We start from the raw sequence: 12,003 nt of genomic DNA on the forward strand, positions 1-12,003 counted from the left end.
GCTACGCATGCTCGGTGCCGTCGGTCAGCTTCGGGAAGCCGCCGATGCCCCGCCAGGCCAGCGACGCCATCAGGGCGATCGCCTCGTCCCGGGGCACCCGCTGGTCGGAGTCCAGCCAGTACTGGGCGCCGACCTGGCTCAGCCCGACCAGGCCGACGGCCAGCAGCCGGGCCCGGTCGTGGTCGAGGCCCGCGTCGGTGGTGACCGCGCCGGCGACGGCGTCGATGCAGCGGTCGAGCGCGCTCTCGACGACCGCCGCGGCCTCGGCGTCGCCGCGCAGGTCGGACTCGAACACCAGCCGGTAGGCCCGGCCCTCGCCCGCGACGAAGTCGAAGTAGGCGGCGACCGCGGCCTGCACCCGCTCCTTGTTGTCGTGGGTGCGTTCGATCGCCCCGGACACCCGGTCCACGAGTTCCTCGGCGTAGGTCGTGAGCAGCGCCTGGTACAGCTCCAGCTTCCCGGGGAAGTGCTGGTAGAGGACGGGCTTGCTGACGCCCGCCCGCTCGGCGATGTCGTCCATCGCGGCGGCGTGGTACCCCTGGTCGGCGAAGACGTCGCGGGCGGCCAGCAGCAGCTGCGCGCGTCGCGCGCCGCGGGACAGCCGTGCGCCCCGAGGCGTGGCGGTTCCGGTCATCGGCCCCCTACCTTTCACCCGGTGTGAGGTCACCCTACCCACAGGTAACCGGGAAACACGAACACTCCGTCCACGGAACCGGCATCCCCGTTCTACGTCCGGATCCGGAGCCGCCGGGCACGCACCGCGAAGGCTCCGAGCAGCGGTCCGAGCGCGACCAGCGGGGCCGGTGCCCCGGCCACCGCGGCGGCGGTCCCGAGCACGGTCACGGCCGTCGCGGCGACGATGCCGGTGCGCGCGTGTACCCGGCCCCTCCGGGCCAGCCCGACGGCGGCCGCCACCGTACCCGGGCCGCCCCGGACGACGATCCGCGCCGGTCGCCCGTCCGGCCCCGGGGCCGGCACGAGCTCGATCGCCAGGTCGGCCCGCGCCAGTGCCGCCTCGTCGGTGCCGGGGTCCGCCGCGACCGCGACGGTCCGGCCACGCACCTGCAGGCCCGCGACGGCGGCGGCCCGGCAGGCCGGGCCGAGACCGGGCCGGACCGCGTCCGGGTCGTCCGGGTCCAGGCCGGCGGCCGCGCCGAGCGCGCGGGCGGCGGCGTCGCCGTCCGGGGTGAGCAGGACCGGTTCCGTGCCTGCGGCCCGCAGGGCATCCACATCGGACCGCACGGCCGGGTGCGGTGCCCGGCTCAGTGCGAGCACGGCGCGGGCGGCACCGTCCCAGGCGACCGCGACGACCGCCCGGCCGCCGGCCTCGGCGCGTTCGCGGTCCGCGGCGAGCCCGGGCGGCAACCGGATGCCGTGCTCGAGCAGCCAGCACGGGGACCCCACGAGGACGGCGTGCGCGACGACCGTGGTGCCGGCCCGTGCCGCGGCCTCTCCGGCTCCCTCCTGCGGGCGCCCGGTGTCCGTCACCAGCTCCGCGACCAGCCCGGACGCGCCCAGCCCCGGCTGCTCGTCGGGCTCGGCGACATCCGGCAGGCCGCCGGGCACCGCGGCCGCCAGCGCCCGCGCGACCGGGGCCAGGGCCGAACCGGGCGCGGCCGCGGCGGCGACCGAGCCGGCCAGCCGCAGCACCGGCGCAGGGTCCTCGCCGGAGGCGGCGTGCACGGTGACCCGGCCGGGCCCGGAACCGGTCAGGACGTCCGGGCCGGCGAGCGCGACGGTGTCCACCCGGTCGGCGGGGCGCGGACCGCCGGCCGGGTCGGTCCATCCGACCGGGTCGAGCCACCCCGTCCCGGCCGGGACCGGCAGGGGGAGCCGCACGTCCGCGCCGGCGGCCCGGTCGGCGGCCCGCACCCCGGCCGGGACGGCGGCCAGCAGCGCGACCGGGCAGGCCGCCAGCAGCACGGCCAGCCCGGCCGGCACCGCCGCCGTCCACGGCTGCCCCGCGCCGGCCCGGAACCCGGTGACCGCGAGCGCCAGCAGCACCGCGGCCGGGACCAGCAGCCCGCACCACCGGTCCGCGGCCACCCGCAACCCGTCGGGCTCCCGGGAGCGGGGCAGGCGCCGCGACCACCACGGCACCCCGATCGCGTCCCCGCGGCCCGGGTCCTGCACCGCGATCGCGGCCACCGTCAGCAGCGCCGCCATCCCCGGAAGCAGGGCCGGCTCCGGGGCCGACGTCACGTCCTGCAGCAGGGCCGCCGCGCCGGGCGCGGGTACCACCCGGCCGGCCGGGGCTCCCGCGAGGAGCGCAGGCGGATCGCGCACCGGCACCGCGGCGAGCAGCACCGCGGCCGGCCAGGCGAGTGCCGGCAGCGTGGCCAGCGAGACCCCGACGTCGGCGGTGACCACCCCGGCGCGCAGCGCGCGGGCCGCGGCCCGGTGGCCGTCCCGGCCCACCCCCAGGACGACGGCCGCCGCCACGACCACCCCGGCCACGGCGGCCGCGGTCGCGAGCGGGCCCGGCAGCGCGGCGAGGAGTGCGGCGAGGGGGAGCACCACGGCGGCCACGGCGGCGCCCGCGGCCACCACCAGCGGTGATCCGCGCACCGCTCAGCTCCCGCGCGCCGTGGGCACGGTGAACTCGCACGAGCGCAGCTCGCCGCCGGACCGATAGTCGACGAAGAGCCGGTAGCTGCCCGCGGCGGGCACCGACGCGGTGAACGCGATCCCGGGACCGGCGCGGTCGTCCGGCCGGGCCCCGGTGACCTCCGGCGTCGCAGGGAACCGGGCGAGGTCGCCCTGCCGGACCGCCGTCATCAGGCCGAACGCGCCGCCGTCGACCGGTTCGAGATCGGTGACCGGGGCGCCGTCCCGGCCGACGGTCACGTAGAGCCGGGACCGCCCGCCGGGCAGCAGCGCGCCGTCCACCCGGACCTGCTGGTCGCCGGTGCCGCACCGGCCGGAGCGGTCCTCCGCCGGGAACTGGAACGCCCCGTAGGGGCCGGGGACGTGCAGGTCGGCGCCCAGGTCGACGCGGGGGCCGCCGGTCGGGGTGAACCCGGCGTAGAGCCGCCACACGCCCTCGCCGGGGAAGGTCACCGGGGCCCGCCACACGCCGTCCGGGCCGCGGGTGGCACGCAGCCGGGTGTAGCCGGCGACGTCGCGCCGGATCACCGCGACGTCCATCGCCGGCGATCCGTCACCGGGCGTGTCGAAGCCGGTCACCGGCCGGCCGTCCGAGCCGGTGACGGTGAACGCGACCTCGGCCGGCTTCCGCCAGGGGTACACCAGGCGCGCCGGGGACAGCGTGTAGCCGGCCGCCGTGCTCAGGACGCCACCCGGCTCGGCGGCGGCCGCCTCCCGGGTGGACGCCGGGAGCACCTCGTCGTCGTCGGCGGTCGCGAGCGTGGCGGTCGCGCTCCCCGCGGTCCAGGCCCCGGTGAGGACGAGCACCGACGCGGCGGCGAACGCGGCGAGCCGGGCGGTGGCCGATCCCGCGCTGCGCGCCATGTGCCCTCCCCGTCCTCTCGGTGTCACCCCGGTACAACGCCCGAACGGCGATCTCGTTGCGCTCCGTGTACACCCGGACGCGCCGGGTGAGTGCTGCGAGACGGAGGCCATGGTGGCCGCTCCTCGCGGCCGCCGGCACGTCATGCTGGGGGAATGGCCGCCGTGACGACGCTTCCCGTTCACCCGCCCGCCACCCGGCCCGGCCGGGGAGCCGGGGCGGCGGCGGAGCCGCGCCTTGCCGACCCCGCCACGCTCGGGCCGCTGCCGCCCGAGCAGCCGCCGTGGCCGGGACGGACGGTCACCGCGGGCGGGGTCGCGCTGCACGTCCGGGAGACCCCCGGCGACGGCGCCGCCGAGGCGGTCTACGTGCACGGGCTGGCCGGCTCGGCGACCAACTGGACCGACCTGGCGGGGCTGCTCGGGACGCGCGCGGCCGGCCTGTCGGTCGACCTGCCCGGGTTCGGCCTGTCCGAGCCGACGGTGTCCCGCGACTTCACCCCGGACGGCATGGCCGACGCGCTGCTGTGCTGGCTCGCCGGCCGCGGCCGGCCCGTGCACCTGGTCGGCAACTCGCTGGGCGGGCTGATCGCCATGACGGTCGCCGCCCGCCGTCCGGAGCTCGTGCGGTCGCTGGCCCTGGTGTCGCCGGCGATGCCGGACCTGCGGCCCGACCCGCGCCGGTTCTCCGACCCGCGGATCGCGCTCGCCATGGTGCCGGTCCTGGGGCGGGGTGCCCGGCGCGCGCTGGCCGCCGAGCCGCTGCGCAGCCGGGCCGAGCGGATCGTGAAGGTCTGCTTCGCCGACCCGCGGCGCGGCTCCGAGCGCCGGCTGGAGGAGCTGGTCGCCGAGCACGCGCACCGGGCGACGCTGCCGTGGGCGGCCGAGGCGACCGACGCCGCCACCCGCGGCCTGCTCGCGCTGTGGGCCGGCCGGGCGGTGTGGCAGCGGGCCGCGCGGGTGCGGGTGCCGTCGCTGGTGCTGTGGGGTGCGCAGGACCGGGTCGTGTCCCCGCGGCTGGCCCGGCGCACCGCGGCGGCGCTGCCGGACGCGCGGCTGCTGGTGCTGCCCCGCGCCGGGCACGTCCCGCAGATCGAGCGGCCCGAGGACGTCGCCCGCGCGGTGGCCGGGCTGTGGGACGAGACGTGACCCCGTCGTCGGGGAAGATGGAGCGCGCACCGCGCGTTGAGACGCCCGAGACCCCGAGATCTTCTCAAGGAGTGGACGAGATGGCGCTACCGCCACTGGTGGAGCCGGCTGCCGAGCTCACCAAGGACGAGGTCGAGCGGTACAGCCGCCACCTCATCATCCCGGACGTCGGGATGGACGGGCAGAAGCGGCTGAAGAACGCCAAGATCCTGGTCGTCGGTGCCGGCGGGCTGGGTTCGCCGGCCCTGCTGTACCTGGCCGCGGCCGGCGTGGGCACGCTCGGCATCGTCGAGTTCGACGTCGTCGACGAGTCCAACCTGCAGCGCCAGGTCATCCACGGCGGGTCCGACGTGGGCCGGCCGAAGGCGGAGTCGGCTCGCGACTCGATCCGCGAGGTGAACCCGTTCGTCGAGGTCCGGCTGCACAACGAGCGGCTGACCAGCGAGAACGTCCTCGACGTGTTCCGGGACTACGACCTGATCCTGGACGGCACCGACAACTTCGCCACCCGCTACCTGGTGAACGACGCCGCGGTGCTGCTCGGCAAGCCGTACGTCTGGGGCTCGATCTTCCGGTTCGAGGGCCAGGCCTCGGTGTTCTGGGAGGACGCCCCGAACGGGCAGGGCCTCAACTACCGCGACCTGTACCCGGAGCCCCCGCCGCCCGGGATGGTCCCGTCCTGCGCCGAGGGCGGCGTGCTGGGGGTGCTGTGCGCGTCGATCGGCTCGATCATGGTGAACGAGGCGATCAAGCTGGTGACCGGGATCGGCGAGCCCCTGCTCGGCCGTCTGGTGATCTACGACGCCCTGGAGACCACGTGGCGCCAGGTGAGGATCCGCAAGGACCCGGACACCCCGAAGATCACCGAGCTGATCGACTACGAGGCGTTCTGCGGCACCGTCACCCAGGAGGCCCAGGACGCGGCGGCCGGCAACACGATCACCGTCGGCGAGCTCAAGCAGATGATCGACGCGGGCAAGGACTTCCAGCTCATCGACGTCCGCGAGCCGCACGAGTACGAGATCGTGAGCATCCCGGGCGCCCGGCTGATCCCCAAGGACCGGATCCTGTCCGGCGAGGCGCTGGCCGAGATCTCGCAGGACAAGCCGGTCGTGCTGCACTGCAAGTCCGGTGGCCGCTCCGCGGAGGCACTCGCCGCGCTGCACCGGGCCGGTTTCTCCGACGCCGTGCACGTCGGTGGTGGCGTGCTGTCCTGGGTCAAGCAGATCGACCCGTCGCAGCCGACCTACTGACGCGTCCCGCGACGACCGCACACGGCCGCCGTCCCGCATGCCGGGACGGCGGCCGTCGTCACTCACGGTGAGTGGCCGCCCGTTGACTGGGCGTTTGGCCCGGTTCTGATGGGCCGCTCGGGTGGTCGGCCCCCGTTCGTCCTCGAAAAACCGCCGTGCGGCGAAACATGACCACCGACCGTCGCGACATCTCCATGCACGCCGGCGGCCGGCGGACGAGGTGGGCGGGGAGGTCCCGGTGGACGAACCGGTGCGCAGCTGCGCCCTGGAGGGGTGCGACGAGCCGGTCGAGCCGGTACACGGACGTCCGCAACGCCTCTACTGTTCCGCCGCGCACCGCCTGGCGGCCCGCCGCATCCGCCGGGACGCCGCCCGGGCCGCCGTGGACGCGCAGCTCGCCGAGACCCTGCCGTGGTTGCGCGAGCCGCACCTGGACGGGGCAGGTGGGGCCGCCGGTCCTGGAACCCGTGGGGCCGACGGGGCCACCGGGTCCGGAGTCGGCGGGGCCGGCACCGGCGCGGCCGGCGCACCCGGTGCCGGCGGGGCCGTCGCGACGGGCCGGGCCGGGCCGGCCCGTGCAGCCGGCACGGCCGCGGTGCCCGAGGACGGCCGGGGCGTCGCCCGGGTGCGCGGGGTGCGAGGTCCCGCGTCGCGGCCCGGCGGAGCCGGCGCGTTCCGCGGAACGCGGTCCGACCCCCGCCACCCGGCCCCGCGACTGCGGAGACCGCGCACCCTGTTGCAGCACCGTCGCAGCCTCGCGCTGGTCGCGGCGACCGCGGTCCTGCTCGGTGGGTACGCGCTGACCGCGGGGCCGGCCGACGTCGAACCCCCGGCCACGCAGGAACGCTCCGTGGACGACTGGGCCGGCCAGGCCCGCGTCGCGCTGAGCTCCCTGGACGAGCAGCTGGGCTCGCTGGAGCGCGCCGAGCAGGCCTGGCAGCGCTCGCCGTACGCGGGTCGGGACCGCCCGGCCGAGCTCGTGCGGCTGGAGCAGCGGCGCGCCACGCTCGTCCAGCAGCGGGCCGCGCTGACCTCCCAGCTCGACGCCTACGCGGCCCGGCCGGCGGTGGCCGACGAGCTCGCGCTGGCCGAGCAGCAGCTCGTCGAGCTGGAGGAGATCGTGGCCGAGCTGCCGCCGCCGGCGCGGCGGACCGTCGACCAGGTCGCCGCCGCGATCTCGCTCGAGGAGCAGCGCGACCTGCGGGCCCGGCGGCGGGATGCGTGCGCCGACGAGCTGAAGGCGATCGACGACGGCGTGGAGCGGGCCCGGCGCGCGCCGCTGCCGGTGGACCGGTCCGGCACCGAGAAGGTGTCCGGCGACGTGCTCGCCCTCGCGCGCGGTGACGCACCCTCGGCTCCGGAGCCGGCTGTGCCGCGGCGATCCCCGCAGGTCCTGGCCGGCGGCCGGGGCACCACCGGTGACCGGGAGCGGGACGACGTCGGCACCAGCGGCCCGCCGGACCCGCGCGGGCCCGTCGACGAGACGGTCCCGCGGGCCGAGGGACCGCAGGGTGCGTCGGCCCGCGGCCCGGGGAGTGCCCCGGCCGCGTCGGGGAACGCACGGGACGGAGAGCCCGGGAGCGCGGCGGGGGCCGTGGCCCGGCCGGGGGAGACCCTGGGGCGCGCGGCGTCCGACGCCGCCGACGGCGTCGCGTCGCTGACCGGTGCCCGCTCGGGTGAGCCCGGCAGGGACGCCGGGACGCGCCGGACCGACGGTGCCCGTCGGCCGGACGCGGGCCGGGCCGGGGCCGGGCCCGGAGAGAAGCCAGGTGCCGCGCGGGACGCCGGAGACCGCGCACGCAAGCCCGCTGAACGGGCTCGTGGAGCCGGGGACGCGGTGGTCCGTGGGGTGGGCGACACCGTCCGAGGAGCCGGAGACACCGTTGCCGGAGTGGGGGACACCGTGCGACCGGCCCCGGCCCCGACTCGTCGGGGCGGGGACACGGCGCGTCGGGGAGGCACCGGAGGCGACGCACCTCGCCGGGGCGGGGGCGGCGCGGCCGGGAACGCAGCCCGTGAGGTCGGTGACGCCGCCGGCGGGCTGGGACGGACCGTCGACGGTATCGCCGGCGGTGTGACCGGTGCCGGGGCGGACAGCCGCCGGGAACGATCGTCCGGCGCGGAGCGCGCTGTGCAGGACGACGGCCGCGCCGGTAGGCGAGGTGGCGACTCCGAGTCCCGGCGCGGCACCGATGGCCGGGGTGGCGACTCGGGGTCCCGGCGCGGCACGGACGGCCGGGGTGGGAACCCGGAACCGCGGCGCGGAACGGACGCTCGCGAGAAGGAAGCCAGGTCGGAGGAGCGCCGGACCCGGAACCGTGACGCGGCTGCCCGGCCCGGCACCCGCGAGGAGCGGACCGGCTCGGACTCCCGTCGTACCCGGTCCCGGTCGGAGGACCGCCGCTCCGGGGCGGACGGTGCCGGCCCCCGGTCGGAGGGCCGGGGTACCGGATCCGGCTCCGAGACCGGCCGGTCCGGATCGGGAGCGGGGGAGCGCGGCGGAGGCAGCCGGGCTGCGGAGGCGTCACGTGCCGCGTCCCGCAGTGTTGCCGGCGCCGTCGCCCGGCCCTACGTCGAGGCGGCGATGGGTGAGGAAGCGGCCGCCGCCGTGCTCGCCGAGGTGGACCGGCAGGCCGCCGCGGAGACGGCCCGCCGGGGCGGTGACGGCTCGTCCCGGAGCGATGCGGACGGGCGCGATTCGCGAGGGTCCGGGTCGAGCGGGCGCGACGCGGACCGGAACGCCTCGGGCGAGTCCGGCCGCGCGGAGTCGAGCGACACCAGCGGTGCACGCAGCAGCCGGTCGGGCCGCGACGGCCCTGGTGGCGGTGGGTCCGGCCGCGCGGAGTCGAGCGACACCAGCGACGCGCGCAGCACCGAATCGAGCCGCACCGGCCCGGATGGCGACAAGTCGGGCAGCGACCGGGGCGACAGGGGAAGCAGCACCTCCGCGGACACCGGTAGCTGACCGGACGTGGCCGTCCGGTGGACGCCGTCACCCGATCGTGATATCAGCACCGGGTCGTTCTGGCGTGGCGCGGTCGGGGCCACGCGCTCACGCAGGTACCGTCCCCGCCGTGACCGCAGCCCGCACGCTCGCCACCGCGCCGGCCGCGAGCGCTCTGCCCGAGCACGTGCGCGTCGCGTTCGGCGTGCGCGACACCGCCCCACGTCCCGTGGTGTGGGCGGGACAGCGGGCCTGGCAGTGCGACGACGTGCTGCTCCGCCCCGTCTCGGACCACGTCGTCGCGGCCTGGTCGGCGACCGTCCTGGAGAACCTCGAGGTCGACGGTGTCCGGCTGGCCCGCCCGGTCCGCTCCAGCGACGGCCGCTGGGTGGTCGGCGGGTGGGCCGCGTCCCGCTACGTGCCCGGCGCGCCCGAACCCCGACACGACGAGGTCGTGGCCGCGTCGCTGCGCCTGCACGCCGCGACCTCGACCGTCCTGCGTCCCCGGCTGCTCGACGACCGCGACGACCTGCTGTCCCGTTCGGCGGCCGCCGCGTTCGGCGAGCGGAAGCTGGACCTGCACCCGGAGACCGGCGGCCGGCTGTTCGGCGAGCTGGCCGCGCACCGGCGGACGATCCGCCTCACCCCGCAGGTCGTGCACGGCGAGCTGTTCGGCGCGATGCTGTTCGACCCGACCGGCCGTCCGGCCGTGCTCGACCTGGTGCCGTTCTGGCGGCCGGCCGAGTGGGCGGCAGCCGTCGTCGTCGTGGACGCCGTCGCCTGGGGCGGCGCCGACGAGGACCTGATCGAGCGCTGGTCCGAGCTGCCGGAGTGGCCGCAGTCGCTGCTGCGTGCGGTGCTGTACCGGCTCGCGCTGCACGCCCAGCACCCGGACGCGACCGCCGAGTCGCTGGCCGGGATCGAGCGCGTCGCCGGGCTGGTCAGCCGGCGGATCTGACGCTCGTGTCCCTGCTGCTGACCGGTGCCGCCGGGAACATGGGGGCGCTGCTGCGGCCCCGGCTCGCCCGCGCGGACCGAACGCTGCGCCTGCTCGACACCACCCCGCTCACCGCCGGTGCGGGGGAGGAGGCCGTGACCGGGTCGGTGACCGACCCGGACGTCGTGGCCGCGGCGGTCGCGGGCGCGGACGCGGTCGTCCACCTCGCCGGGATCAGCGGTGAGGCGGGCTGGGACGAGATCCTGGAGGTCAACGTCGCCGGCACCCGGACGGTGCTGAACGCGGCGGTCGCCGCCGGTGTCCGGACCGTGGTCCTGGCGTCCAGCAACCATGCCGCCGGCTTCCGCACCCGGGACGACGGCGTCCCGCTCCCGGCGACGGTCGAGCAGGCCCCGGACACCTACTACGGCTGGAGCAAGGCCGCGACGGAGGGGCTGGGACGGCTGTACCACGAGCGGTTCGGGCTCACCGTGGTCAGCCTGCGGATCGGCACCTGCTTCGAGAAGCCGGCGGGCGCCCGCGCCCTGGCGACCTGGCTGTCCCCGGACGATGCCGCCCGGCTGGTCGGGGCCGCGATCGACCCGTCGACCCGCGGCCACCACGTCGTCTGGGGGATCTCGGCGAACACCCGTCGCTGGTGGTCGCTCGCCGAGGGCGCCGCGATCGGGTTCCGTCCCCGCGACGACGCCGAGGCGTACGCCGCGGAGATCCTCGCCGGCGGCCCGGAGCCGGACCCGGCGGATCCCGTGCACCACCGGGTCGGCGGTGGGTTCTGCGACGTCCCGCTCGGCGCGCCGATGCACTGACAGCGGAGATCTCGCGCCGCCCCACGGGCGCGCTGCGGTGATCGCCACGTGCCCGGGCGACGGTGGGCGCTTGGAGGCGGCCGTCAGGCCGCGGTGGCGGGGCGGGGTTGGTGGCGTGGTTGTTGCAGGGGGTCGATCCAGCGGGGTGGGACGAACTCCGGTAGCCCGTCGCGGATCCGGACGATCCATCCGGGGTGGTGCAGCAGCCGGTGGTGCAGCTTGCACACCATCACCGTGTTCGACAGTGCGGTCGGTCCGTCGATCTCCCACGGGACGATGTGGTGCACCTCGCACCAGGACGGGGGCCGGTCACAGCCGGGGTGGGCGCAGCCGCGGTCGCGGGCGGTGACCGCGCGGCGTAGCCCGTCCGGGATGGTGCGTGTGGCCCGGCCGATGTCGAGGGGTTGGCCGGCGCCGTTCATCACGATCGGCACGACGGCGGCGTCGCAGGCCAGCATCCGCAGGTTCTCCGGGGTGAGCCGGCCGCCGAAGTCCAGCAGCGCGCCCGTCGCCCGGTGCTGCAGGTCCTCCAGCCCGATCAGCACGTTCAGCATCGGGCGCCGCCCACCGGTCTCGGGCAGCTCCCCGCGCTCGAGGGACCTGCGCGCACAGGTCGGCCAGGGCGTCGGCCTGGCGTTGTTCGGGGCGGCGGTCGTCGAGGTGGTCCCGCGGCGCGGCCAGCGCGTCGACGGCGGCGGCGATCGCGTCGAACCGGGCCGCGTCGTCGAACCGGCCGCTGATCCGGCCCCCGGACCCGTCGCGGTGGGCGACCACCGTGAGCGTGTTCACCGACGGGGGCGGGGCGTCGTCGGGGGCCGGGCCATCCTGGTCGAGGGCCTCGATCAACCGGCGGGCCCAGGTGTGCAGCTCGGAGGGGTTGTACACGCAGGCGTGCTCGGCGATCTCGGCTTCGGCCGCGGCCAGCCGCTCCGGGGACACCCGCCGTGCCGCATGCGAGTCCAGCACGGAGGCGATCACGTCCACGTGCCGCAGCCCGATCCGGCCCTCGGCGAACCGCTGCGCGGTCGCCGGCAACCGCGGCGGCTGCACGCCGCCATCCAACCCGGTACGCGGATGCACCTGCTCGGCCGCCCGGGTGCGGCGCCGCGCCTCCGAACGCTCCCAGTTCAGCAGGTCCGCCAACCCCGCCGCCGGGGTGCGGTAGCCGCGCTCGGCGAACGTGCCCCGCCGCTCCAGGGCGCCGATGGTGGCCACGGTGACCCGGTCCAGGCGGCGGACCGCGCCCTCGCACAGGGTCAGCACCGACAGCAGCTCGTCATCGGAGGCAGCCGGGCCCGCGGCCTCGTCGAGTGCGGCGATCGCCTCGGTGAGCAGGCGGTGCGCGGCGGCGAGCCGGTCGCTAGGCATGCCCTCATTCTATTCGAACATGTGTTTGATCGACTGTCCGTCGCCGCAGGTCGACGA

At 77.3% G+C, this 12,003-nt stretch carries 9 protein-coding genes and 1 pseudogene; 5 read left to right on the forward strand and 5 right to left on the reverse strand.

The genetic code is table 11. The annotated features are described in order from the left end of the window. Window position 1: 1 nt before the first annotated feature. The 3 genes from H7X46_RS04030 to H7X46_RS04040 all read right to left on the reverse strand — a co-directional run bounded on the left by H7X46_RS04030 (window position 2) and on the right by H7X46_RS04040 (window position 3,471). On the reverse strand, window positions 2-634 hold the full coding sequence (locus H7X46_RS04030; RefSeq protein WP_186358117.1) for a TetR/AcrR family transcriptional regulator: 633 nt from the start codon (window positions 632-634) through the stop codon (window positions 2-4). 92 nt (window positions 635-726) lie between these two features. Next, window positions 727-2,568, reverse strand: a complete 1,842-nt coding sequence (locus tag H7X46_RS04035; RefSeq protein ID WP_186358118.1) for an HAD family hydrolase — start codon at window positions 2,566-2,568, stop codon at window positions 727-729. A gap of 3 nt (window positions 2,569-2,571) precedes the next feature. After that, window positions 2,572-3,471 (reverse strand): hypothetical protein, encoded by a 900-nt coding sequence (locus tag H7X46_RS04040; protein ID WP_186358119.1) that lies wholly within the window; start codon window positions 3,469-3,471, stop codon window positions 2,572-2,574. Window positions 3,472-3,624: 153 nt separating this feature from the next. Here H7X46_RS04040 and H7X46_RS04045 point away from each other — a divergent pair, with 153 nt between their 5' ends. From H7X46_RS04045 to H7X46_RS04065, 5 genes are all read left to right on the forward strand, one after another. After that, window positions 3,625-4,617, forward strand: coding sequence for an alpha/beta fold hydrolase (locus H7X46_RS04045; protein ID WP_186358120.1), 993 nt, complete (start codon window positions 3,625-3,627; stop codon window positions 4,615-4,617). A gap of 80 nt (window positions 4,618-4,697) precedes the next feature. Then, the gene (gene moeZ / locus H7X46_RS04050) at window positions 4,698-5,870 is read left to right on the forward strand and encodes an adenylyltransferase/sulfurtransferase MoeZ (RefSeq protein WP_186358121.1); all 1,173 of its coding nucleotides are present in this window, start codon (window positions 4,698-4,700) and stop codon (window positions 5,868-5,870) included. Window positions 5,871-6,108: 238 nt separating this feature from the next. Continuing rightward, window positions 6,109-8,835, forward strand: a complete 2,727-nt coding sequence (locus tag H7X46_RS04055) for a hypothetical protein (protein ID WP_186358122.1) — start codon at window positions 6,109-6,111, stop codon at window positions 8,833-8,835. Between the two features lie 109 nt (window positions 8,836-8,944). Next, window positions 8,945-9,772: a TIGR02569 family protein gene (locus H7X46_RS04060; RefSeq protein WP_186358123.1), complete on the forward strand. Its 828-nt coding sequence runs from the start codon at window positions 8,945-8,947 to the stop codon at window positions 9,770-9,772. Further along, the gene (locus tag H7X46_RS04065; protein ID WP_370589049.1) at window positions 9,769-10,578 is read left to right on the forward strand and encodes an NAD-dependent epimerase/dehydratase family protein; all 810 of its coding nucleotides are present in this window, start codon (window positions 9,769-9,771) and stop codon (window positions 10,576-10,578) included. The genes H7X46_RS04060 and H7X46_RS04065 overlap by 4 nt, the downstream gene beginning before the upstream one ends. Before the next feature lie 83 nt (window positions 10,579-10,661). Here H7X46_RS04065 and H7X46_RS04070 read toward each other — a convergent pair whose 3' ends face one another. After that, complete coding sequence (locus H7X46_RS04070) at window positions 10,662-10,865, reverse strand: HNH endonuclease signature motif containing protein (protein WP_186358125.1); 204 nt, start codon at window positions 10,863-10,865, stop codon at window positions 10,662-10,664. A gap of 108 nt (window positions 10,866-10,973) precedes the next feature. Further along, window positions 10,974-11,946: pseudogene (locus H7X46_RS04075) on the reverse strand (DUF222 domain-containing protein); the annotation flags it as partial. Window positions 11,947-12,003: the final 57 nt, after the last annotated feature.

The organism is Pseudonocardia sp. C8, from assembly GCF_014267175.1.
Lineage (GTDB): Bacteria > Actinomycetota > Actinomycetes > Mycobacteriales > Pseudonocardiaceae > Pseudonocardia.

Coding starts and splice junctions, on each gene's coding strand:
- H7X46_RS04040 (WP_186358119.1), bottom strand. CDS start 3,471: ATGGCGCGCAGCGCGGGATCGGCCACCGCCCGGCTCGCCGCGTTCGCC.
- H7X46_RS04030 (WP_186358117.1), bottom strand. CDS start 634: ATGACCGGAACCGCCACGCCTCGGGGCGCACGGCTGTCCCGCGGCGCG.
- H7X46_RS04045 (WP_186358120.1), top strand. CDS start 3,625: ATGGCCGCCGTGACGACGCTTCCCGTTCACCCGCCCGCCACCCGGCCC.
- moeZ (WP_186358121.1), top strand. CDS start 4,698: ATGGCGCTACCGCCACTGGTGGAGCCGGCTGCCGAGCTCACCAAGGAC.